Genomic DNA, 25,129 nt, shown 5'->3' with positions numbered 1-25,129 from the left:
GCTTATTGGATCTCCACATTTTCAGCTGAAACGGCAGCTTGCTGCACAGCATCAGCTGCTTCAGACACAGGAATGTAGCTATTTGCTAACCACGCCATGCTTGAGTTTGAAATATCAAGGAAGCTTTGTGGGTATAGACCAAGCCATAACAGACCAAACGCACAGATCAACAGGATTACCACTTCACGCGCATTTAAATCTTTCAGCGGATTCGTGTAATGCTGTTTTTGCTCTTCGTTTGGCGTACCAAACAGTGACTTGTGAATCATGATCAGACCGTACAGACCAGCAAACACCAAGCTGATTGCAGCAAGGATTGTATAAGTCGGATATTGACCGAATGCACCCATCAGGATCAGGAATTCACCGATGAAGTTACCTAGACCAGGAATACCCACCAACGCTGCTACGAAGAACATCAGGAAGAATGCCAGGTATGGGAACTGACCGCGCATCCCTCCCATCAGACGCATGTCACGTGTGTGAACACGTTCGTACACCTGACCACACATAATGAACAATGCCGCAGATGACAGGCCGTGAGCCAGCATCATGATCATCAGACCTTGGAAAGTCAGTACGTTACCTGCATAAAGTGCAAGCAGAACGAAGCCCATGTGTGAAATAGATGTGTACGCTAACAGACGTTTCATGTCGGTTTGCTGGAATGCACACCATGCACCGTAGAAAATACCAATCAGACCCAGAATGATCGCGATGTCTGCAAACTGAGCCGAAGCTGCCGGGAAGAACGGCATAACGAAACGCAGTAAACCGTACGCAGCAGTTTTAATCAGGATACCTGCAAGGTCAACAGAACCCGCTGTTGGTGCCTGAGCATGTGCATCCGGTAACCAGCCGTGCAGTGGGAAAACTGGAAGTTTGACTGCAAAACCGATGAACATACAGATCATGAAGGCATAAGCCAATGCTGGAACTTGCGTATCCAATGTATTCGCAACGCCCAACAAGAAGTTGTAGTCGAAACGGATTTCACCAGTCATTGAGTAACCAGCAACCACCAGACCCAGGATACCAATCAACATGATCAGACCAGCAACCTGTGTGTAGATGAAGAACTTGGTTGCAGCATATACACGTGACTTGCCTTCTGCCCCTTTATGACCCCAAAGCGCAATCAGGAAGTAGATCGGTACCAGCATCATCTCCCAGAAGAAGAAGAACAGGAACAGGTCAATTGCCAGGAACACACCAATTACGCCACCCAAAGACCATAAAAGGTTTAAGTGGAAGAAACCAACGTTTTTCTGAATCTCACCCCATGAACAGCCGACTGCCAATACACCAAGCAATGCAGTCAAGCCAACCATCAGTAAAGATAAACCATCCACCGCTAGGTGAATGTTAATGCCCAGGGTTTGAATCCAAGGCAATTTGAACTCAGCAGCCCACGAAGGTGTAGCACCGCCTAATTCATAAACATAAGTACCGTTCTGCCAGAGAACCACGGTTAACACCAGGGTTACCAGCATCCCGATTAACGCGATATAACGCGGTAGAGACTGGTCGAGCTTGTCGACCAACCAGCATACAAAACCTGCAATGAACGGAATGAGGATCAGAGCCGGCAAAATCATGTTGTTTGGAGCTTCCATTTTATTTCCCCACTACCTGAATCACGAGCAAGATCATCAGTAGGACAACGACACCGAGCCCCATACTAGATGCATATTCACGCAGTGAACCAGTTTGACGTGAGCTGGTAAAGCTGTGACCACCTTTTACAAGTGCAGGCAGTACTAACCACAAGCCATCAATTGGATCACGACCGAACAATTTCGCGAAGAATAAATAAGGCTTCACAAAGATCAGGTCATACAGTGCATCAAAACCAAGTGCATTGCGGCAAATGTTCGCAAGACCAGCACCCAGTGAAGTTTTAGCAAACGATTTCACTGCATTATAAGCAAAGGCAAATAACACTACGCCTAGCGCAAGACCTGCCAGTGCAATACCTACCGCAGTATATTCTGCAGTATGCATGCCATGCTCAAGTGCTTCAGGAATATTAAACGCAGGAACTTTAGCTGAATTCAGGATGCTTTCTACAGGCGCTTTCAATGCTGCACCAACGAAAGTAGAAAGAACCGCAAGAATCGCCAATGGACCCCAGTAAGTCACACCCTTGATTTCGTGATAAGGGGTATTTTCTTTACCGAAGAATACAACCCAGATCAGACGGAAGGTATAGATTGAAGTCAGGAATGCCCCTGCAACACCTACCCAGTACAGTGAGTTATATACTGCAACTGATTGACCTTGTACCCATACCGCACCCAGGATGGCATCTTTCGAGAAGAAGCCCACAGTGATGAATGGAATTGCAGCCAATGCACCGCCACCAATCGCGAAACAAGCAAACAGGAATTTGTTCTTGTAGAACAGACCGCCCATCTTGAAGATATTTTGTTCGTGGTGGTAAGCCAGAATCACTGCACCAGAAGACAAGAATAATAATGCCTTGAAGAATGCGTGAGTCAGCATATGGAACAAACCTGCCTGGTAAGCTTCAGCACCAACAGCCATAAACATATAGCCCAACTGACTCATGGTTGAGTAAGCAAGGATACGTTTGATGTCTGTTTGAACAAGCGCAGCAAAACCAGCTACAAGTAATGTCACCGCACCAGTAATCGAAATGAACATCATCACTTCAGGCGCAAGTTCAAATACTGTGAACAGACGGCAGCACAGGTAAACACCCGCTGTAACCATCGTTGCAGCGTGGATCAGGGCAGATACTGGTGTAGGACCAGCCATCGCATCTGCTAACCATGTTTGTAACGGGATCTGTGCAGATTTACCTGCAGCACCCAGGAACAACATTAATGCAGTCCAGATGGTCAGTGATGAGCTTTGAGTCATCACAGTCGCAGCATTTTCGACGATGTACTGAGTGTTCAGCGTACCGAATTGCTGGAAGATCAGGAACATTGCGATCAGCAGGAATACGTCACCGACACGAGTCACAGTAAACGCTTTGATTGCAGCTAAACCGTTTTTCGGGTTCTCGTAGTAGTAACCGATCAACAGGTAAGAACACAGACCTACGCCTTCCCAGCCCAGGAACAATAACGCCAAGTTATCGCCCAGAACCAACAGCAACATGCTCGCAACGAACAGGTTGAAGTAAGAGAAGAAACGTGCGAAGTCTTCTTCACCGCGCATGTACCATGATGCAAAGATATGAATTAAGAAACCCACACCAGTGACCATGCCCAGCATCAATAAAGATAGACCATCGAGCTGCAAGCTGATGCCCGGTGCAAAACCGCCAACACTGAACCAGGTCCAGAGATGTTGCACAACTGCAGTTGAACCATTGTTCACAAAGTCCATACCCGCAATCAGTGCGAACAGTGCAGATAAACCGACTGCACCGACACCAATCATCGCTGCAATAGATTCCGGAAGCTTGTTACGTCCCGCCGCTAACAGGATAAAACCAATGAGCGGAAATAAAATTGTTAGATATAAATAACTCATCCGCGCATCTCACTAGCAGCATCCACATCCAGATGATGGAAGCGATGATAGAACTGAAGGACGATCGCAAGACCAATACACGCCTCTGCCGCAGCCAGCGTCAGAATAAAGATGAACATGATCTGACCATCTGGCTGTGCCCAGGCACTGCCCGCCAGGACAAACGCTAAAGCAGCAGCGTTCATCATGATTTCAAGGCTCATTAGAATGAATAGCAGGTTGCGTCGCACCATTACACCGTAAAAACCCAGTGCAAAAAGAATGGATGCAACGATCAAACCATGCTCTAAAGGGATGTTGCCCATTATTTATTGTCCTCTTCTGCACCTGGTTCACGTTTGCCAAGATGATAAGCAGCAACAAGTGCGCCTAACAGTAACATCGCAGCAACTTCTACCAATAGTAAGTACTGTGTAAAGAGCGTTTGACCAACTGCTTTAGGGCCAACAATTTCAGCACCCATCACCAGAGATGGCTGAGCGTAATCTGAGTTCAGCACCCAAACCAAGATCAGACCGATCAGGAAGCTCATGAGTGCCGGGTAAGCCCAGGCACTTGAAGTTAACCACTTACGCTCCTGCTCAATGGTTTGTTCACCCAAGTTCAGCATCATGACCACGAATACGAACAAGACCATGATCGCACCAGCGTAAACGATGATCTCAAGAGCACCGGCAAACGGTGCTCCCACGATCATGAACATGCCTGCAACTGCAAGAAGTGAAACAATCAGACTTAACAAAGCATGTACCGGGTTCGCGTTAGTCACTACACGAACCGTAGAGACGATGGCCACAAGTGCCATCAGATAAAACGGCCACATCATGGTAATAGACTCCGTACATCAACAGGCGCACTTTCACGCTGTGCTTGACCTTTATCTTTACCAGTTACAGCCATACCTGTTACACGGTAGAAGTTATAGTCAGGATATTTACCAGGACCAGAAATCAGTAAGTGTTCTTTTTCATAGACTAAGTCTTGACGAACATATTCACCGAGTTCGAAATCAGGTGTCATTTGAATTGCAGTGGTTGGACATGCTTCTTCACACATACCGCAGAAAATGCAGCGTGAGAAGTTGATGCGGAAGAATTCCGGATACCAGCGGCCATCTTCTTTTTCTGCTTTTTGCAGAGAGATACAGCCTACCGGACAGGCAACCGCACACAGGTTACATGCAACACAACGCTCTTCGCCATCTGGGTCACGCGTCAATACAATACGGCCACGGAAACGTGGTGGCACGATTTCCTCGGCTGGTACTTCTGGGTACAAGATGGTGTCACGTTTGCGCGTTGCATGGCTGAACACCATGAACAACGAACGAACGATTGACCCGAATCCAGCTAGAAATTTAAACATTTTGTTCTCCCTGCTGTCTTAGGCCTGATTCATCAGAATCACAGCACCAGTCACCAAAAGGTTAACCAACGCCAATGGCAAGCAAATTTTCCAACCAAAGTTCATCACCTGGTCATAACGTGGACGCATTAATGAACCACGTGCCAGTACGAACATCATTACAAAGAATGCTGTTTTGATAATGAACCAGAATGCTGGTGGAATGAATGAAATTTCCAGGTTGAAAGGCGCTAACCAGCCACCGAAGAATAAAGTTACGATCAATGCAGAGATCAGTACGACGTTGACATATTCCGCAACGAAGAACATACCCCATTTCATACCACCATATTCCACATGGTAACCTTCAGCCAATTCCTGCTCTGCTTCTGGTTGGTCAAATGGATGACGGTGAGTAACCGCCACACCTGCAACCACGAAGATTAGGAAGCCAAGGAACTGAGGAATCACAAACCATACATCGCGTTGTGCTTCTACAATTTCACGCATGTTGAATGAACCAGCAATTGCCACTACACCCATCAACGAGATGCCCAGGAACACTTCATAAGAAATAGTCTGAGCTGCAGAACGTAAACCACCTAAAAGCGCGTATTTGTTATTTGATGACCATCCACCGAACAGTACTGCATAAACTGCAATACCTGCCATTGCCATGAAGAACAACAGGCCGATGCTCATGTCTGCAACACCCAGGTAAGGTGAAACAGGAATAACCATGAACGACAGCACAGCAGTTGCCATCGCCACTGCAGGCGCCATACGGAAAGTCAGCTTGTCAGCAAATTTTGGTGTCCAGTCTTCCTTGAACATGATTTTCAGCATGTCGGCAACGATCTGGAACATACCACCTGGACCTACACGGTTAGGACCGTAACGGTCCTGCCACAAGCCCAGTAAACGACGTTCAATGAATGACATCAACGCTGCGATCAGTACCACAACCAGCAAGATCACGATCGCTTGAATGACTGAATAGGCAATTGGCCAGTTTTCAGCCCACAGCGGCGTCTGACGGATCAATTCTTGTTCCATGAATTACACTCCTACCGCGACTGAAACAGGCTCTGCAAGAGATACCGTCGGTGCTAGACCAATTGGGTAACCAATATAACCTGTAGGTAAATATTCAATCACTTGTACAGGAAGAACGATTGAAGTCTCGCCTGCTTTCACAGTGATCTTCTGACCGTCTTGCAGGTTCAAGCGTGTAGCATCCTGTTCGCCCACTGCAAATACTGCATCCGGAATACGTGATTCCATTGCCGGTGTTTTGATCGTGAATTCGCCAGAGGCAAAGATGTGATGCATCGGTACCAGACGGAAGCTTTCAGCGTTCACAAGCACAGGTGCTGGTGCAACGAAAGTACGCGCTGGACGTTTTGGTAACAGGTCGAACAGACGGATACCAGAATCGCCACCTTTCAGATGACCACCCACTTTATCCTGGAATTTGTTCCAGGCTTGTGGAGAGTTCCAGCCCGCTGACCATGCAAATGGTACCAGTGAAGATGGAGTCTGGTCACCCACATAACCTTCCATAGAGAATGTTAATGCAGTGTCTTGGTCAGTCGGCTGTTTCGGCTCGTGTACAGAAAGCGGTGCACGCATTGCAGTACGGCCAGAGTAACGACGTGGTTCACGTGCAACTTTCAGACCATGAACACGGAAGCCCGCGTCTGGAGCAACGTCTTGAATCGCTTCAAGTGCAGGAACATTTTTCGCTACTGCATCAATCACGTCATCAAGTACAGTCCAGGAGATTGGCTGACCTTTCACACCAGTTTCAATGGCATGCAACCAGCGCCAAGATTCTTTGATGGCCAGTTCAGGATTGTAATAGCTTGGGTCATACACTTGATAGAAACGTTGTGCACGGCCTTCTTGAGAAACAACCGTACCATCACCTTCAGCAAACGATGCAGCAGAAAGTACGATATTGGCTTTCTTCACTGTCTCAGTTTCAGAATGATCAAGCACGATCACTTCTTTACCTGCCAGTGCAGCATCTACCTGAGCGGTTGGTAAACGACGGTAAAGGTCGTTTTCAACAATCACCACAGTGTCGTAATCTTGAGCAAATGCTTGTTCAAGACTGTAACCACCGAAGATTGCCAGACCCATTGAGTTTACTTCAGGAACAGTCAAAGTCAGACCAGCATTACCAAGGTTCTGTGCAACCTGTGCAGCAGCTTCCATGATCGCAGCGTCTTGCAAGCTAGTACCAGAAACAATCAGTGGTTTCTTCGCAGCTTTCAGCGTATCTGCAATCGTTTGTGCAAATGCTTTGGCATCGTCATCTAAACCCAGGATGCTTTCGCCTTTCACACCTGCTGCAATCGCAAAACCTAAACGCGCGATGTCGTTTGGAGAGGCAACCACTTCACCTGTTGCTACGTCAGCTAGACGTGTTTGTGTTGCTGCCAAAATGTAAATCGGAGATTTTGCATCTTGCGCAATACGTTGAACAGGCTCAGCCAGCCAATCTGGTGTACGGCGCTCTGCCGCCATTTCTTTACCTTTGTTCTTCGCAGCTTGGCGAACAGATAAAGCCATGCGTGGCGCAGTTTGAGTCAGATCTTCACCCAGAATCAGAACAGCATCGTAGCTTTCGATTTCACGCATGTTCGGGTTGTAAACACCCTCGGTTTGCATGATTGAAGCAGCCAGTTCAACCAGGTTCTGCTCTTTTTGAGACAGACCAGTTGAGTAGTTGTCCTGACCAACTAACTCGCGTAATGCATAGTTGGTTTCAAGTGACGCACGTGGAGAGCCGATACCCAGAACTTTTTTGCCTTGGATATTTGTAATCACAGTATCCAGTGCAGTATCAACTGAAATAGTTTCTACATTGTTACCTGTACGGAACTGTGGCTGACGTGGACGATCTTCACGGTTTACGTAACCTGTACCGAAACGACCTTTGTCGCACAGGAAGTACTGGTTAACATCACCATTGAAACGGTTTTCTACACGACGCAATTCACCATAACGCTCACCCGGAGAGATGTTACAACCTGAAGAACAGCCATGACATACGCTAGGCGCATACTGCATGTCCCATTTACGGTTATAGCGTGCTGAGTGAGTCTTATCGGTGAATACACCAGTCGGACATACTTCAGTCAGGTTACCCGAGAATTCAGATTCCAAAGTGCCTGATTCTGGACGGCCGAAATACACACGTGATGCATTGGCATATACGCCAAAGTCAGTACCGCCAGCATAATCTTTGTAGTAACGCACACAACGGTAACATGCGATACAACGGTTCATCTCGTGCGCAATAAACGAACCAAGTTCCTGGTTGTAATGCGTACGCTTAGTGAAACGGTAGCGACGACGGTCATGCTGTGTCATTACTGTCATATCTTGCAGGTGACAGTGACCACCCTCTTCACAGACTGGACAGTCGTGCGGGTGGTTGGTCATCAAGAATTCAACAATCGAAGCACGAAAATCTTTTGCTTCTTTGTCTTCAATCGAGATATAGGTATTGTCAGACGCAGGCGTCATACATGACATGACCAAACGGCCACGCGTATCTTCTGGATTCGCGTATTGGGTCACAGCACATTGACGGCAAGAGCCGACAGAACCTAAGGATGGATGCCAACAAAAGTATGGGATGTCGATGCCCAGACTCAAACATGCTTGTAGCAAGTTCTCTGAGCCGTTGACTTCATACGATTTTCCATCGACATGAATTGTAGCCATAGTCGAATTCCTTAAGCTTGTTCTACGTTGCTAGTTTGAGCTGCGGCATTCACCACTTTCGCTTCAAACTCGCCACGGAAATGTTTGAGTGCGCCCATTAACGGTTCCATCGCACCTGGTGCGTGAGCACAGAAAGTTTTACCAATCCAAAGCTTACGGGTAAGCTCTTGTAAATGATCAATATCTTCTTTCTTACCTGTACCATCTTCTAGTGCTTTAAGCGCTTTCACCGCCCAAGGCAAACCATCACGGCAAGGTGTACAGAAACCACAAGATTCACGCGCAAAGAATTCTTCTAGGTTACGTGTTGCTGAAACCATACATTGAGTTTCATCAACCACCATGAGCAAACACGTACCCAGACGTGAACCTGCTTTCATGATGCTTTCCGCATCCATAGGAAGGTCAATATGTTCAGCTGCCAGGAAGTCAGTGGATGCGCCACCTGGTAACCAAGCTTTCAGTTTCAGGCCATCACGCATACCACCGGCATGATCTTCAATCACTTCACGTGCAGTGGTACCGAATGGAAGTTCCCATAGACCAGGGAATTTAACTTTACCTGATGCACCGTAGATTTTTGTGCCTGGATCTTTCGATTTACCCGCAGATAAGCCGATGTACCATTCAGGACCACGCAGCATGATGGCTGGCAAGTTGTTGTAGGTCTCTACGTTGTTGACAATCGTAGGACGACCCCAAGCACCTGCAACCTGCGGGAATGGTGGTTTAGTACGCGGATTGGCACGGCGACCTTCAAGCGAGTTAATCAATGCGGTTTCTTCACCACAGATATAACGGCCTGCACCGGTATGCACGTGTAATTCGAAGCTCCAGCCTGAATCCAGGATGTTGTCACCCAGGTAACCTTTGGCACGAACTTGTTCAAGTGCTTCATTTAAGTACTGAGCAGCTTCGATGTATTCACCACGGATGAAGATATAACCATGGGTTGCTTCAAGCGTATAACCTGCAATCAACATACCTTCGATCAACTGGTGTGGAAGATCTTCCATCAACAGACGGTCTTTGAAAGTACCTGGTTCCATCTCATCGGCATTACAAATCAGGTAACGAGGACCTGAATTGTCATTTGGCGCCATCAAAGACCACTTGATACCTGCCGGGAAGCCTGCACCACCTCGACCCTTAACAGTCGCTGCTTTAATGATTTCAAGCACATCTTTAGGCGGCATGGTCAGTGCTTTCTTAAAGCCTGCATAACCTTCTAAAGCTTCGTAGTCATCAACACTACGAACATTGGCTTGTTTGCTCAAACGCCAGGTCAATGGATGCGTTTCTGGATTACCGTCGCCATAAATTGGTTTTGGTTCAGTATTCATACATACTTCTCCAATAACTGTTTAATTGAGGTCACTTCAACCAGACCATGAGTATCTTCATCAATCATCAGGGTTGGACCTTTGTCACAGTTACCTAAGCAGCAGATTGGTAGCAAAGTAAAACGACCATCAGCGGTTGTTTGACCAAACGAAATCCCCAATTCACGCTGGAAAGCTTCTGCTAAAGTTTCCGCACCCATCAAAAAGCACGCAATAGAGTCACATAACAGGATCACATGACGACCTACCGGCTGACGGTAAATACGGTTATAGAAAGTCGCAACACCTTCAAGGTCGGCAAGGCTCATGCTCAGCATTTGCGCGATGGCATTCATCTGTGCATCGTCTACCCAGCCATTGCGACGCTGTACACACTTCAGCGCATCTAGGCACGCTGCACGTGGGTACGGATAGTGACCAATGTGATGTTCAATCTCGTGGATTTCGTCAGCTGTCAAAATCCCTTCAACATTCACACGTGGCTTTTTATCAGTCAAAATCATCATAAAGCGTTTACCCCTTAGCGATCCACGTCAGCCATTACGACGTCAATTGTCGCTAAATAAATGATTAAGTCAGACATCAGACTGCCGTTAATCACGGAAGGCATTTGCTGCAAGTGGGTGAAGGTCGGTGTACGGATACGGGTACGGTAACTCATGGTTGACTTGTCTGAAGTCAAGTAATAGTTCGATGCACCTTTTACCACTTCCGCCATTACAGATGCTTCACCAGCAGGCATTACAGGACCCCATGACACGCTCAGGAAGTGCGTAATCAAGGTTTCAATATCTTGTAAAGTCTTGTCTTTTGGTGGTGGAACAGCCAGTGGGTGATCCGCTTTGTATGCACCAGACGGCATATTGTCCAGACATTGCTTGATGATTTTCAGCGATTGTTCAATTTCACGATAGTGAACGATCACACGTGCATATGCATCGCCTTCGTACTCCACCGGCACTTCGAAATCATAGTTTTCATAACCACTGTATGGACGGTATTTACGTACGTCAAAGTCGATACCTGTTGCACGTAAACCGGTACCTGTTACGCCCCATGCCAATGCAGATTTAGCATCGTATTGCGCCACGTTACGGGTACGGCCTTCAAATACAGAGTTTTTCAGTGCTGCAGTGTGGTATTCCTTCAAACGTTTTGGCATCCAATCCAGGATTTCACGGATCAAGTGCTGCCAGTTGTTTGGAAGGTCATGCGCAGTCCCGCCGATACGGAACCATGCTGGATGCATACGGTAACCGGTGATCGCTTCAATCGCGTCATAGATCTTTTGACGGTCGGCGAACATATAGAATACTGGCGTCATACCACCAGCATCCTGAATCGCAGTACCAATATACAGCAAGTGGTTGTTGATACGGAACAGTTCCGACATCATGACACGGATACATTGCGCACGCTCAGGCACGGTAATGCCGGCCATTTGCTCTACACCCATCACGTATGGCATGTTTTGCGCACAACCACCAAGGTAGTCGACACGGTCTGTATACGGAATGAATGAATGCCAGGTTTGACGTTCAGCCATCTTTTCCACACCACGGTGGTGATAGCCGATATCTGGTACGCAGTCTTTAATTTCTTCACCGTCCATCTGCAAAATCACACGGAATGCACCATGCGCAGACGGGTGGTTAGGACCTAGGTTCAGGAACATGAAGTCTTCGTCAGCTGTGCCGCGTTTCATGCCCCAGTCCTCAGGAACGAAACGAAGATGTTCCTGTTCGTAGTCCTGCTTCGCCTGATTCTGACGGTACGGGGTATATTCAGTCGCACGTGCAGAATATTCTTTACGAAGTGGATGACCTTCCCAGTAAGTTGGCAACAGGATACGACGGAGCATTGGATGCCCTTCGAAGTTGATGCCAAACATATCGTAGGCTTCACGTTCGTACCAGTTGGCATTTGGCCAGATGTTGGTTGCAGTCGGGATATTGAGATCGCTCTCACTCAATGCAACTTTAATACGGATGTCCGTATTACGCTCTAGCGACAACAGGTGATAGAACACAGTGAAGTCAGACGCAGGTAAACCGTCGCGGTGCGTACGCAGACGCTCATCTACCGCTGACAGGTCGAACAACATCACGTATGGACGTGACACTGTACGCAAGAACATTAAAACGTCTTGTACACGTGCGCGCTCAACCCAAACCGTCGGGAAATCCTCGAAAGTTGTTTGCACATAGAAGTTCTCACCAAACTTGGTTTTGAGCTCTTCTACAATTGCAAATGCAGGGCGGGAATCAACAGATGTTGATTCTGGCATAGCAATGTCAGTTTCAGCCATTGGCTTGGCTTCCTATTTAATACAAATTCAGTCAACCTAAACGACAACTACACCCAAGTCGGGTGCATAAAGAAATTTGTCGCTTAAATTATTTAATTTCATCCATTGAGCGCAGATTTTTCACAGCAATACGCTGATCTTTCTTACGGTCACGTTCTGGCATCATCTTTGGCTTATACACTGGCTGAAGATCATCACCAATCACCGCAGAAAGCGGACGACGCTCAAGTTGAATCTGGTCTTGCAATAGCATGAGTGCTTGAATCAATGCTTCAGGACGTGGCGGGCAACCTGGAATGTACACATCCACCGGAATAATTTTATCCACGCCTTGTACAACTGAATAAATGTCGTACATACCACCTGAGTTGGCACATGCACCCATTGAAATAACCCATTTCGGTTCAAGCATCTGTTCATACAGACGTTGAATCACCGGAGCCATTTTCACGAAGCAGGTACCTGCAACAATCATCAAATCCGCCTGACGCGGTGAAGCACGAATAACTTCGGCACCGAAACGTGACAAGTCATGCACGCCGGTTAAGGTCGTTGCATACTCTACGTAGCAGCAAGATGTACCAAAGTTGAACGGCCAAACTGAGTTCTTACGACCCCAGTTTACTGCAGTGTGCAGCACATCTTCTAAGCGAGTCATGAATACGTTTTTATTCACTTCTTCTTGTAGTAACGGATCGTCGACAACAATACGTTCCTGAAGTGGATATTGATCAGCATCCGGATTCGCACGGGTTAGAGTGTATTTCATCCCGGGTTACTCCTTATCAGATAATGGAGCCGGTGAACCTTTCACACGACCAGATGATTGAGCTGGAATTTGACCAGTCGGGTCTATAACCAATTCTTCAATTGAGTTGAAGCGAGTGATTTCTGCGATATCCATGTTTGGCGAACCAATCTTAGTTTTAACTCCTGTCGCCTTACGTTTGTCTGAAGGTGCCCAGTTAAGTGCGCCGGTGGATAATTCGTAAATCAAACCGACAAGTAAAACTAAAATAAAGATAGCTGCAGTTGCAAAACCAATCCAACCCACTTCACGAACAGAAACTGCCCATGCATATAGATAAAGTGCTTCTAAATCGAATACGACGAAGAAGATTGCAACTAAATAGAATTTTGCAGACAAGCGGATACGAGCTCCACCTGCGCTGACTACGCCTGACTCAAACTGCTCCTGCTTGGCACGGCCCCATGATTTACCCCCGAGGAGTAATGGGACAGTGAGCATAAAGACGCATAAAAATGTAACGCCGATCACGAAGGCAATAATTGCCCATTCGTATGGAGTAATGGCACTCATGCGGGGATAACTCCTGGCAGGCCTATGTATTAACAAAGAATGTATGTATTGGCCTTCAAATACACCAAACACAAAATTAATCCCGCCAATTGTACCTGATTTTGGATTTCACTTGCTAGCTTATAAGCCTTAGTCTTTTGGATGATTTTTTAGACGAATACCCGATTTTTCTAGGTTCTATCGCCCATGTTGCGAAATAATCGCTTTAATAAATCAAAAACAATAAATTCATTATTTTTTCCAAAATCAGTTTAATTGTTTTAATGGCTGATTCTACTGAAACATAATTACTGCCTGTGAATTGTGTACTTTTTGCAACCACTTGCCTCTGCAACTTCATCCCTTTATCACTTTGTGTTATTCCTATAAACAGCATAAAAATGAACAAGAAGGATTGAATATATGAGTTTAAAGTTTACCCATAAACCTGATTATTTTCTCTATGCCCAGCTGTTTGTTCGACATCTTGAAAACTATATTGTGAAGCATCCTGAGGAAAACACTCCTAATTTCAACTTGCAGGATATTTATGATCTGTTTGGCAAGGATTTTGCTTCTGCCTCGACAAATTTAGAAGGCATTTTAAATATTGCTGATGAATATCGCGTGGAAACTCTGCATGGCGACCAAAAACTGATTCAAGGCTATAGCATCGATGGAAAGTACAATAACCTTCTGATGAATCTGAATTCGGAAGCGGCCAAAAGTTTACGCGAAGGCAAACCGATCATTGAGCCCGATGCTGAAATCCATGAATAAAGCAAATTATAAAACCTGAGTGCTTTTATTAATTAGCCTCAATAAAAAAACGATGCAGATGCATCGTTTTTTTATAATCTATAGACACCTTTTTATAAGGAATCCAGGTCTTCTTTATGCTCTTCAACAGCCTTAAAGCGGGATTTCTTCTTGTAACGCTGTGCTGGCCAGCTCATGGTAAAGCGTGCACCACCCAGCTTAGGACTTTGATCTACTTCGACCTTGCCACCAAACCAGAAGGCGATCCGGCTAACAATCGACAAACCCAGGCCATAACCACCAGATGCACGGGTACGGCTGTCATCCAGACGCGAGAAGGCTTCAAAGACGCGAGCACGATCTTCTTCCGGAATCCCCGCACCATCATCTTCTACACAGATATAAGCCTGTTGATTGGCATCAATACCACCGCTAATCATGATTCTTTCATCACAATAGCGCACAGCATTCCCCACCAGATTTTGTACCACACGATGCAGATAACGACGCTCGGCCTCAACCTCAATATCCATCGGCACCTGATGCAGCTCGACCTTCTTGCCAGTTTTTAGCGCTTCAGTTTCAGCCACAACCTGATCCAGCACTTCATGCAGATTAATCTTCTCGAAATCAAGGGAAGGTGTACCCTGCTCTAGTTTGGCATAGGTCATGATCTCATCAATCAGCTTGTTCAAGGCCTCGATGTCTTTATCGATCTGTTCCATCTGTTGCAGACGATATTCATAATCATCTTCATCCGCCAGCATTTCCATAGCAAAACGGATCCGTGCAACAGGGGTCCGCAGTTCATGTGAAACTGCACGCATTAACTCACGCTGAGCTTCGATCAGACGCTGAATATGATCCGACATGGCATTATAGCTGGATGCCAATAATGCCATTTCATCCTTACCATCTATCGCCAGTCGTACCGACATGTTGCCGGACTTCATCTTGTTCAAGGCATAGCTAACTTCACGCAGCTTACGTTGCATCGGCACCAGCAAACCATATACCCCCAGACTCAGCACAAACATACTCAGCAAGGTAATTCCGGCTGCCAACTGGAATGGCATCCAGTTAAACAAAGGCACAGGCCCCATCACCAATACTTCAGACACCGAGCTTGGAATCGGAGAAACAATTGAAATAGTGGTACCGCGAATCGTGGCACTATCACGATAGAGAATAATGCTGTGATCTAGACGTAGACGGCCAATCTGTTCTGAATCGAGCGGCAGACTTTGCACATCCTGAATACTGATTGGATAAGAAAAATACTTCTGGATCTTTTCCAGATATTCTTTTTCCTGACCTGGGTAATAAACCAGATAATCCAGAATAAATACCGGCAGCGCCTTCATCTGGCGCTCGGTAATATTGTCTGCCTTTATATATAGAAAATGCTTTGGATCATCACGCAATCCAATGACCACATAAGCCACTGAGGTTTGTGCATCCCAACGCACTACCGCCTTACGGTCTTCAATACGACGTTTCTCTGCACGGGTCAGATCAACTTTTTCAGCTTCTACATAATAGATCGGAAGCTCCAGCAAATCTGAAGCATCCGAAATCCAGTCCAGTTTCTGCTGCATATTCGGCTGGCGTGCCACCCCTTCACTCATGATATAGGCCATACCATCAGTCAAGGACTCACGATATACCTGCGCCCGCTGGTAGTTAATAATCTGCACCAACAGATAGCCGAACAGGGTCACCAGGAGTACCAGAATGACAAGTCCTGCATAAATACGCAAAAATATATTGTGTTTGAACACTTATAAGCTTTCCCGCTTATTCAGCTTAGGAATGGCATGTATTTACATGCCATTGGTTTCCTTAACGAACAGATAACCTTTACTACGAACTGTTTTAATACGTTTAGGGTTTTCTGGATCGTCCCCAATTTTCGGACGGATGCGCGAAATACGAACATCAATTGAACGGTCCTGGCCATCATATTCAATGCCACGAAGACGCTCAAAAATATCTTCACGCGAAAGAATACGGCCTGCATTTGATGCAAGCAACCACAATAGATCATATTCTGCACTGGTAAAGTCTACCAATTCACCATTCAAGGTCACAGAACGGCCACCATTGTCGATCACAAGATCGTCAAATTCAATACGTTGAGCCACTTCATCTTCAGGTACTTTATCAGTACGACGCAACAAGGCACGAATACGCGCCAATAGCACACGCGGCTGAACCGGTTTAGCGACATAGTCGTCCGCACCCATTTCCAGACCCAACACCTGATCCATATCTTCAGTACGTGCAGTCAGCATCAAAATCGGTTGATGATAATGTGGACGAACTTCACGACAGATGGTCAAGCCATCCGCACCTGGCAACATAACATCTAAAACCACCATGTCTGGCTGCTCGGCGATAATGCGGCGAATCGCACGATTACCGTCGGGCTCTACCCCTACCTCAAGTCCGTTACGAATAAGATATTCTTGAGTTAAACGAGCAAGACGCTCATCATCTTCAACGATTAGAATTTTGGGTAACTTTTCTTCTTGGCTCATATATTGTGCACCTTTATTCGATGGACGTATCCTTTTGAAATCTGATAGATACGGTGGATATAGCAAGCAATATACACACGTTTACATTGTAAACAAGATAGCGTTCACCAAACTGATACATCAAAGTAGCATTTTGTAATATTTTTTTGCAGATATTTCTGTTAGCGACATTTTTTATACAAAACATTGAACAAATCTAGGCTAGGCAACCGTCTATCTGAATAAAAAATGCCCCTCAATTTGCTCAAAAAGAGTTATCCACAATGTTATCTATAAGTACTTCTTACCAGCTTTGTTATGCTATGCCTTGCCGAATAAGGCTTGCACCAAGATGATAAAAAAAAGGATTTTTTTAATAAAGTTTCTCAGGTTGTTTCACTAAAATATTTATTAAAATGTCAATATTGATCTACCCTAAATTTTCCCGTATCTTGTGTTCAATTAATTTTTAAACCACTAGGTATTGTGTTTATTCCTCAAACACTGTGGCATAAAAATTGCCCAGTTCAAACGGTCCATAAACATAAAAATAGATGACAATGGAGCTATGCTAAAATGAGCGTAATTACTTCAACTCCTGGTCAACTTCAGGTGATTAAACGCACCGGTGATGTTGCCACTTTTGATGCAGAAAAAATTTCTGTCGCAATTGGTAAGGCTTTTTTGGCTGTTGAAGGCCAACAAAGTGCTGACTCAAGCCGTATCCACGATCGTATTGAGCAGCTGACGGAAATGGTCATGAACACTTTCAAACGTCGCTTGCCTTCTGGTGGGACGATTCACATTGAAGAAATCCAGGATCAGGTTGAACTTGCGCTTATGCGTACTGGCGAACAGAAAGTTGCGCGTGCCTATGTCATCTATCGCGAACAACGTTCTGACGCTCGTAAGCAACTGGGTGCTAACCATCACCCTACCCTGCAAATTACTGATGCAGCGGGTAAGCTCAAACCGCTTGACCTGAGCCAACTGACTGAAACTGTTGCTAAAGCTGCTGAAGGCCTTGAAGGAATCGACGTTCAGGCAATTGTCGATGAGACCGTAAAAAACCTGTATAACGGCGTAAAAGAGTCAGACATCTCTACAACCATGATGATGGCGACCCGTACCCGTATCGAACAAGAACCAAACTATACTTATGTAACTGCACGTCTGTTACGTAATGACCTAGTGGCAACTGGTTTGGAATTCCTGGGTCTACCTGCAGATACCGTTGAAGGCGATGCACTGGAAACTTACCTGAAAAAAGGGATTGAGCTAGAACTTCTTTCACCTGAACTTCTTAACTTTGACCTGACTAAATTGGCTGCAGCGATTCAACCAGAACGCTCTAACCAGTTTACTTATCTAGGTCTGCAAACATTATTTGACCGTTATTTCATCCACTCGGATGGCGTACGTTTTGAATTGCCGCAATTATTCTTTATGCGTGTTTCAATGGGTCTAGCCCTGAACGAAGAAAACCGTGAAGAGCGTGCAATCGAGTTCTATAACCTGTTATCTAGTTTCGACTACATGGCATCTACGCCAACCCTGTTTAACTCAGGTACGCTTCGTCCACAGTTGTCTAGCTGCTACTTGACCACCATTGATGATGACCTGTTTGACATCTATGGCGCGATGCGTGATAACGCAATGCTGTCTAAATGGGCGGGCGGTTTAGGGAATGACTGGACACCAGTTCGTGCCTTGAACTCATACATCAAAGGCACAAATGGTAAATCACAAGGTGTGGTTCCGTTCCTGAAAGTGGCGAACGATACTGCTGTTGCAGTGAACCAGGGTGGCAAGCGTAAAGGTGCAGTTTGTGCGTACTTAGAAACCTGGCACCTAGACATCGAAGAATTCCTGGAACTGCGTAAGAACACGGGTGATGACCGTCGTCGTACCCACGACATGAACACAGCGAACTGGGTTCCTGACCTGTTCATGCAACGTGTCTTTGAAGATGCAGAGTGGACACTGTTCACCCCTTCTGAAACGCCTGATCTGCATGATTTGACTGGTGCTGAATTCGCTGAGCGTTATGCTTACTACGAAAGCATTGCCAAAGAAACAAACATGTTGCACAAGAAAATCCGTGCAAAAGATTTGTGGCGCAAAATGCTGTCGATGCTGTTTGAAACAGGTCACCCGTGGATCACCTTCAAAGACGTATGTAACTTACGTTCACCGCAACAACACGTTGGTGTAGTGCACTCTTCTAACCTGTGTACCGAAATCACGTTGAACACCAGCAAAGAAGAAATCGCGGTGTGTAACTTAGGTTCGATCAACCTGGTTCAACACGTGCAAGGCGGTGTACTGGATCGCGAAAAACTGGCACGTACAGTAAAAACTGCTGTGCGTATGCTCGACAACGTGATTGACATCAACTACTACGCTGTTCCACAAGCACGTAATTCAAACCTGAAACATCGTCCAGTCGGTATGGGTATCATGGGCTTCCAGGATGCTTTATACGAAATGAACCTGGCGTATGGTTCTGATGCTGCGGTTGAGTTTGCTGATGAATCGATGGAAGTGATTTCTTACTACGCGATTTCAACTTCAAGTGACCTTGCTGTTGAACGTGGTACATATGAAACATTCAAGGGTTCATTGTGGGATCAAGGTATTTTACCAATCGACTCGCTTGATCTGGTTGCGAAAACTCGTCCAGAACGTATGTTCGAAGTCGACCGCACTCAACGTCTGGACTGGGACACTTTACGTGCCAAAGTTCAAAAAGACGGTATGCGTAACTCGAATGTGATGGCAATTGCGCCAACTGCTACGATTTCAAATATTTGTGGCGTGTCTCAATCCATTGAGCCTACATTCCAGAACTTGTATGTGAAATCGAACCTGTCTGGCGAATTCACCGTGATTAACCCATACTTGGTACGTGCGTTAAAAGAACGTGGTCTTTGGGATGCAGTCATGGTCAATGACCTGAAACATTTCGAAGGTTCTGTACAGAAGATTTCCCGTATTCCTGAAGAGCTTAAAGCCATCTTCGCGACTGCGTTTGAAGTTGAAACGCGCTGGATCGTTGACGCTGCTTCACGTCGTCAAAAATGGATCGACCAGGCTCAGTCTCTAAACCTTTATATCGCTGGTGCAAACGGTAAGAAACTAGACATCACTTATAAGATGGCTTGGTTACGTGGTCTTAAAACCACTTATTACCTACGTGCATTGGGTGCAACTTCTGCCGAGAAATCAACGATTAATACTGGTGCACTAAATGCTGTTAAAGCGACTGCAACTGCAGCCCCTGTTGCAGCTGCTGCTCCGGTGGTTGAAGCGCAAAAACCTGAAGTTTCTGCAGAGGAAGAAGGTTTTGCCAATGCAGCACCAGTGCCAATGGCATGTTCAATTGACAATCCTGATTGTGAGGCTTGTCAGTAATTTAGGCTTATACAGCTACATTGAGATAATGATGATTGCTAACATGTCAGCATGTTGTAGATCAGATATCTGAATAGTTGTATCAGTTTAGATCTTCTGATTTTCAGCATGCTTTCTTTAGAGAAAGCATATGAATAAAATTAACGCATTTATTTTCAGTGTGTTAACAATAGTATGTGGTAGTACGGGAGCTTATTTATATAACTCCCAAACCAGTAATGTTCAAAGTAATACACTTGCACAGAGTACAGGAGAAGGTTCAAGTAACTTGAACCACTCCTCTGTTCAAAATGTTACCTATAACATTCACCACAATCACTATTACACTACTGATCAAAAAGATAAATAGAAACACAAGGAAACCTCAATGCCTCATATGACCCATAACTATATGTTAGGACTTGCTGCACTGGTGGTTTCCTTTGCTCTGACTTTTTATGCACCGATTGCCTATTTCTGGTTAAAGGCTCATAAATCGCGCAAGCAAAATAAGTAGTGGGGATTTTTGCTCTTCCGTACAAAAGCAGAGCAGTCATCGACAAAACTTAATTTTGCTTACATAAATTGAGCGTATAGTAGGACATTTCAGCGAGGCTGAATGTCTAATAAAAGATATAAGCATCGAAGAGAGAACTGATATGTCTATCTTAAGTTGGGACGATTTCGAAGATGATTCGCAAAAACCAGCTGCACAAACACAGCAGCCTGCGCCCGTCGAGCCGCAAAAAGCGTCTAATTCACAGGTGGTACCTGATGCAAGCAACACATCGTCGGATGTGGCAGCTGCACAACCCCTTAGAGCCACTCAAAACCGAGGATCAAATCCAACCGATTCGCTGGCAAGAGCATCTGCTTCCCTAGAACAGCTTGATGTTGCTCCAGGTCTGGAAGAGCTTGAAATGGGCGCGCAACGTGTACAAGTTGACGACAAGGCAATGATTAACTGTCGTGCGGACTTGAACCAGCTTGTTCCATTCAAATACGAATGGGCTTGGCAGAAATATCTGGACGGTTGTGCAAACCACTGGATGCCGCAAGAAGTCAATATGAACCACGACATCGCGCTGTGGAAGTCTGAAAATGGCTTGACTGAAGATGAACGTACCATCGTGATGCGTTCACTTGGTTTCTTCTCGACTGCGGATTCACTGGTCGCAAACAACCTGGTACTGGCGATTTATCGTCACATTACCAACCCTGAATGCCGTCAGTACATCTTGCGTCAGGCATTTGAAGAAGCAATTCACACCCACGCTTATCAATACTGTATCGAATCTTTAGGTATGGATGAAGGTGAAGTCTTCAACATGTACCGCGAAGTACCTTCAGTTGCACGTAAAGCAGCATGGGGTCTGAAATATACGCAGTCTTTAAGTGATCCTACTTTCAAAACCGGTACACCTGAAAACGACCAGATTTTGCTTCGCAACCTGATCGCATTCTACTGTGTACTTGAAGGGATCTTCTTCTACTGCGGTTTCAGCCAGATCCTGTCGATGGGCCGTCGTAACAAGATGAATGGTGTTGCCGAGCAATTCCAGTACATCCTGCGTGATGAGTCAATGCACCTGAACTTCGGTATCGATATGATCAACCAGATCAAGATCGAAAATCCAGGTTTATGGACGACTGAGTTCCAGGAAGAAATCATTCAGATGATTCTTGAAGGTACAATGCTGGAAATTGAATACGCACGTGACACGATGCCACGCGGTGTATTGGGTATGAATGCTGGCATGATGGAAGAATACCTGAAGTTCATTGCGAACCGTCGTCTGGCGCAGTTAGGCTTACCTGAACAATTCGCTGGTGTAAATAACCCATTCCAGTGGATGTCAGAGATGATGGACTTGCGTAAAGAGAAGAATTTCTTCGAGACGCGCGTAACTGACTATCAGACTGGCGGTGCGTTAAGCTGGTAAGGCTTTTTTACATCACGCGACACATAAGTTATCATTGAGAAAACCGCCATTCATGGCGGTTTTTTATCAAGTCTCATATTAATTTTAAACAATTAAAACTTTATGGGTTTTGCAAAATCAATAACTACTTGGACATCTATTCTTGTTTTATCGGGACATTTTTTCCTGCTTTAGATTTAAATTAGATTACATAAAACCGTGGAACATTGGTTAATAAATAAGCATGGAACATGAGTAATCAATAAAAAGCCGTTCCAGTGGACTAAATCTAAGAATAGATTATAGTAAAATACTGATTTTTAATTAAAAAATTAAATAATTTCGTATAAGGTGTATTATGTTAATTTTAGGAAATCTTAAATTTAGATAATATTTATCAATGTCATTAAATTGCAAATTATTGGATAAACTGCCCCCCTATTCTTGTCCATGGTCTACCAGTCATTTTCATTTCTAGAATGTATTTAAATAATCTTGCGGAAGTTATATGAAAGCTACTCTATGAGCATCTTTTCTCTTTTTTAATAAAGATTAAACTCTTGCCTTTATCAGTCAGTGTAACGTGATAGCGAATAAACTGGTGTTCATATAAACTCTAATTATACTGAGAGCTTTTGATTTTTTTAAATTTTTGCCATTCATACTGAATTAACATACAAGTAAAATCAAAATTGATAAATATCCAGAAAATCAATATTTATACTAGAGCAAGCTTGTATGAATTTTATGAAAAATATACGAGTAACAACAGGGGTAATAATGTTTAAGTCTATTTTATTAGGATCTTTTTGCTTAATAGCTTTAAGTGCCTGCGGTGGAGAAAATAATTCCTCAGCACCACAAAATGAAAAAATAACGACAAAAGAGCAAGTCTTTCAGAAATTAGAGGATGAAGGGAAATTACCAAAACTTGAAAGAACAGATTCAATTTTAGGGATTGATAAGGACCAAAATGGCATCCGTGATGATATTGACGCTCATATTGAACAAAAATATAAAGATGAACTTGAAAAAAAAGCGGTTCAACAATTTGCAAGGAATAGTCAGCAAAAAATGGCTGTTAATTTAGAGAATGAAGTTGAATTACAAGCATCATCTTATGAAGCTGATAGAGCAACGACTTGTGTTTATAAAACATTCAAAAATAACCCGAATATAGACGCATCCGATGTAATTGATGAAATAGGAAATATGACTACAAATACCAAAAAACGCCTACAGGCTTATTACAAATATAGTGATGCTTTAGATGGCTTTGTGTTCACGATACCACAAAGAGATTACTGCGATGAATAAGAAAATTCATTTGAGTGCCATTTCTCTTTTAATGGTTGCATCTAGCATCACTAATGCTACAGACGATGTAAATGATTTGTGCAACAAGTCTGATATAACTATAGCCTATTTCAATGGTGTTCTTACGGATGAGAAAACAGCTCGTAAGAATCTTAATGAAATAGAAGAACGCTATAGTGACCAATCACCATCAGGTGAAAACATCAAATACCAAGTAATGTACAACAAAAGTCAATTCCTCTCTGATTTTGTGGAAACTTTTTATCAACGATTCTCAGAAGAAACCATAGGTGATCGTTGGGAATTATATACTGAAATAATAAAGCAACAGTTCCAAAACAATAACGGAAAAACTTGGCTTGGTCATATTAACGACGCTCTAACCGTAATAGCGACAGTACCTAGATTTGCTTTTGATTTAATTCAAAGAGAGGTTGTTGATAGTATTGTTGCAGCATTAAAGTTGACTGCACCAATTGCAGAACGAGAAACATATTTAAAGCATGAGCGTGACTTGCAACAAAGCCTTCTAGAAGGTAATAAAGTTATAATGATTGCGCACTCTCAAGGGAACTTGTTTGTTAATAAGGCGTATCAATATTCCATTTCAAAGACTGATTCCTCCGCAGTTGGTGTAATCCATGTAGCGCCTGCTTCTATTAAATTAAATGGAAATCATATTTTAGCTGATCAAGATTTAGTTATTAATGGTTTGCGTCTATCTGGTAGTGTTCCATCCAATACTCATAGCATTCCTGTTTATAAACCATTTGGGAATAATTTTGGACGTGATGCCTTTGGGCATGGGTTTTTAGAAACCTACACTAATCACAACTTTCCTATGTATTCAGCCTTAGACTCAGAAGTAAACAATCTTTTTAATACGCTTAAAGCACCTTCAAAAATCACTGAAACTGGTTTTTTTAATGTCATGCTCACCTGGGATGGATTAGGAGATGTAGACCTACATGTGGTTGAGCCATCTGGCAATAAAGTAATGTTCTCCAACCCTATTGGTGGATCAGGTTATTTGGATATTGATAATACTTATGCTAATGGACCTGAACATTACTTTGCATCATGTGATGCAACAAAACTTCAAACCGGTGCGTATAGAGTAGGTTTAGCAAATTACTCTCGTGCGGATGGTCGAGTTGCGACATTACAAGTAAAAAGCCAAACAGGTGTATCGCACAACAAATCATTCGTAATGGGGCAAAGTACTGGTAGTGCTACAGGCATTAATGCTTTTACTCTTAACGTAAGTAAAGACGAAGAAACAGGACGCTATAAGGTATTAGTAGCAGAGTAAATATTTGACTCATAGAGATCGTTTTAATCTAGCGATCCCTATGAGTCCTTTAATTGCTATGTTGAATGCGTTTCATAAGCGAAGATGGCCTTTAATGGTATGAATCAAATCGCTAAAGAAGCATGGATGGTAGTGCTAAAAAAATTAAACAATAATAAAGGCTTATAATTTTTTTACTTTTAACCTCAGTTAATAATGGGGTATTACCGATCGTTTTTCTAGGATACTGTCTAGGATCAACCCTGAGATGATATTTAACATAAAATCTCTTATTTACAATTTTAAAAAGTAGATTTTTCCACTAAATAACCCCCCATTTAACATAATGGCGATTATACGAAATAAAAATGTTAGAAACCATTTAAAG

At 44.2% G+C, this 25,129-nt stretch carries 20 protein-coding genes; 6 read left to right on the top strand and 14 right to left on the bottom strand.

Going from position 1 to position 25,129, the window contains the following annotated elements; translation table 11 throughout:
* Positions 1 to 2 precede the first annotated feature (2 nt).
* The 12 genes from nuoM to B3D47_RS07430 form a co-directional block, all read right to left on the bottom strand.
* Entirely contained in the window at positions 3 to 1,616 is a 1,614-nt protein-coding gene (nuoM, locus tag B3D47_RS07485) for an NADH-quinone oxidoreductase subunit M (protein WP_286861073.1), read from the bottom strand.
* A 1-nt stretch (position 1,617) separates the two neighbouring features.
* Entirely contained in the window at positions 1,618 to 3,507 is a 1,890-nt protein-coding gene (gene nuoL, locus B3D47_RS07480; RefSeq protein WP_286861070.1) for an NADH-quinone oxidoreductase subunit L, read from the bottom strand.
* Positions 3,504 to 3,812 (bottom strand): NADH-quinone oxidoreductase subunit NuoK, encoded by a 309-nt coding sequence (nuoK, locus tag B3D47_RS07475; protein WP_004814693.1) that lies wholly within the window; start codon positions 3,810 to 3,812, stop codon positions 3,504 to 3,506. Before nuoK ends, nuoL begins: the two co-directional genes overlap by 4 nt.
* The gene (gene nuoJ, locus B3D47_RS07470) at positions 3,812 to 4,330 is read right to left on the bottom strand and encodes an NADH-quinone oxidoreductase subunit J (protein ID WP_171058617.1); all 519 of its coding nucleotides are present in this window, start codon (positions 4,328 to 4,330) and stop codon (positions 3,812 to 3,814) included. The genes nuoK and nuoJ overlap by 1 nt, the downstream gene beginning before the upstream one ends.
* Positions 4,330 to 4,872, bottom strand: coding sequence for an NADH-quinone oxidoreductase subunit NuoI (gene nuoI, locus B3D47_RS07465; protein ID WP_005223072.1), 543 nt, complete (start codon positions 4,870 to 4,872; stop codon positions 4,330 to 4,332). Before nuoI ends, nuoJ begins: the two co-directional genes overlap by 1 nt.
* 18 nt (positions 4,873 to 4,890) lie before the next feature.
* Positions 4,891 to 5,907, bottom strand: a complete 1,017-nt coding sequence (nuoH, locus tag B3D47_RS07460; protein ID WP_004814686.1) for an NADH-quinone oxidoreductase subunit NuoH — start codon at positions 5,905 to 5,907, stop codon at positions 4,891 to 4,893.
* A gap of 3 nt (positions 5,908 to 5,910) precedes the next feature.
* A complete protein-coding gene (gene nuoG / locus B3D47_RS07455) occupies positions 5,911 to 8,589 on the bottom strand; it encodes an NADH-quinone oxidoreductase subunit NuoG (RefSeq protein WP_286861065.1) in 2,679 nt (892 codons plus the stop codon).
* A gap of 11 nt (positions 8,590 to 8,600) precedes the next feature.
* Positions 8,601 to 9,932, bottom strand: a complete 1,332-nt coding sequence (nuoF, locus tag B3D47_RS07450; RefSeq protein ID WP_071321032.1) for an NADH-quinone oxidoreductase subunit NuoF — start codon at positions 9,930 to 9,932, stop codon at positions 8,601 to 8,603.
* Positions 9,929 to 10,438 carry an NADH-quinone oxidoreductase subunit NuoE gene (nuoE, locus tag B3D47_RS07445; protein ID WP_004814680.1) on the bottom strand — a complete coding sequence of 170 codons (510 nt, stop codon included), beginning with the start codon at positions 10,436 to 10,438 and terminating at the stop codon, positions 9,929 to 9,931. The genes nuoF and nuoE overlap by 4 nt, the downstream gene beginning before the upstream one ends.
* A gap of 14 nt (positions 10,439 to 10,452) precedes the next feature.
* The gene (gene nuoC, locus B3D47_RS07440) at positions 10,453 to 12,240 is read right to left on the bottom strand and encodes an NADH-quinone oxidoreductase subunit C/D (protein ID WP_004891702.1); all 1,788 of its coding nucleotides are present in this window, start codon (positions 12,238 to 12,240) and stop codon (positions 10,453 to 10,455) included.
* Between the two features lie 88 nt (positions 12,241 to 12,328).
* Entirely contained in the window at positions 12,329 to 13,009 is a 681-nt protein-coding gene (locus B3D47_RS07435) for a NuoB/complex I 20 kDa subunit family protein (protein ID WP_004814676.1), read from the bottom strand.
* Between the two features lie 6 nt (positions 13,010 to 13,015).
* Positions 13,016 to 13,561 (bottom strand): NADH-quinone oxidoreductase subunit A, encoded by a 546-nt coding sequence (locus B3D47_RS07430; protein WP_004814675.1) that lies wholly within the window; start codon positions 13,559 to 13,561, stop codon positions 13,016 to 13,018.
* Positions 13,562 to 13,963: 402 nt separating this feature from the next.
* Between B3D47_RS07430 and B3D47_RS07425 the strand changes: the two genes are divergently transcribed.
* Positions 13,964 to 14,320, top strand: coding sequence for a hypothetical protein (locus B3D47_RS07425; RefSeq protein ID WP_005223086.1), 357 nt, complete (start codon positions 13,964 to 13,966; stop codon positions 14,318 to 14,320).
* A gap of 92 nt (positions 14,321 to 14,412) precedes the next feature.
* Here B3D47_RS07425 and bfmS read toward each other — a convergent pair whose 3' ends face one another.
* Positions 14,413 to 16,080 carry a sensor histidine kinase BfmS gene (gene bfmS, locus B3D47_RS07420; RefSeq protein WP_163165186.1) on the bottom strand — a complete coding sequence of 556 codons (1,668 nt, stop codon included), beginning with the start codon at positions 16,078 to 16,080 and terminating at the stop codon, positions 14,413 to 14,415.
* 42 nt (positions 16,081 to 16,122) lie between these two features.
* A complete protein-coding gene (gene bfmR / locus B3D47_RS07415) occupies positions 16,123 to 16,839 on the bottom strand; it encodes a response regulator transcription factor BfmR (protein WP_004891693.1) in 717 nt (238 codons plus the stop codon).
* Positions 16,840 to 17,394: 555 nt separating this feature from the next.
* Here bfmR and B3D47_RS07410 point away from each other — a divergent pair.
* The 5 genes from B3D47_RS07410 (at position 17,395) to B3D47_RS07390 (ending at position 24,762) form a co-directional block, all read left to right on the top strand.
* Complete coding sequence (locus B3D47_RS07410; RefSeq protein WP_286861058.1) at positions 17,395 to 20,232, top strand: ribonucleoside-diphosphate reductase subunit alpha; 2,838 nt, start codon at positions 17,395 to 17,397, stop codon at positions 20,230 to 20,232.
* A gap of 367 nt (positions 20,233 to 20,599) precedes the next feature.
* Entirely contained in the window at positions 20,600 to 20,728 is a 129-nt protein-coding gene (locus B3D47_RS07405) for a hypothetical protein (RefSeq protein WP_278364076.1), read from the top strand.
* Positions 20,729 to 20,870: 142 nt separating this feature from the next.
* On the top strand, positions 20,871 to 22,154 hold the full coding sequence (locus B3D47_RS07400; protein WP_004891690.1) for a ribonucleotide-diphosphate reductase subunit beta: 1,284 nt from the start codon (positions 20,871 to 20,873) through the stop codon (positions 22,152 to 22,154).
* 717 nt (positions 22,155 to 22,871) lie between these two features.
* Positions 22,872 to 23,450 carry a hypothetical protein gene (locus tag B3D47_RS07395; RefSeq protein WP_286861053.1) on the top strand — a complete coding sequence of 193 codons (579 nt, stop codon included), beginning with the start codon at positions 22,872 to 22,874 and terminating at the stop codon, positions 23,448 to 23,450.
* The gene (locus B3D47_RS07390; RefSeq protein WP_005223114.1) at positions 23,443 to 24,762 is read left to right on the top strand and encodes a hypothetical protein; all 1,320 of its coding nucleotides are present in this window, start codon (positions 23,443 to 23,445) and stop codon (positions 24,760 to 24,762) included. The genes B3D47_RS07395 and B3D47_RS07390 overlap by 8 nt, the downstream gene beginning before the upstream one ends.
* Positions 24,763 to 25,129 lie beyond the last annotated feature (367 nt).

Origin of the sequence: Acinetobacter sp. UBA3461, assembly GCF_002381195.1 — a bacterium.
Lineage (GTDB): Bacteria > Pseudomonadota > Gammaproteobacteria > Pseudomonadales > Moraxellaceae > Acinetobacter > Acinetobacter schindleri.
The sequence above is the reverse complement of the archived record's forward strand: the minus strand, read 5'-3'. Positions and strand labels throughout refer to the sequence as shown.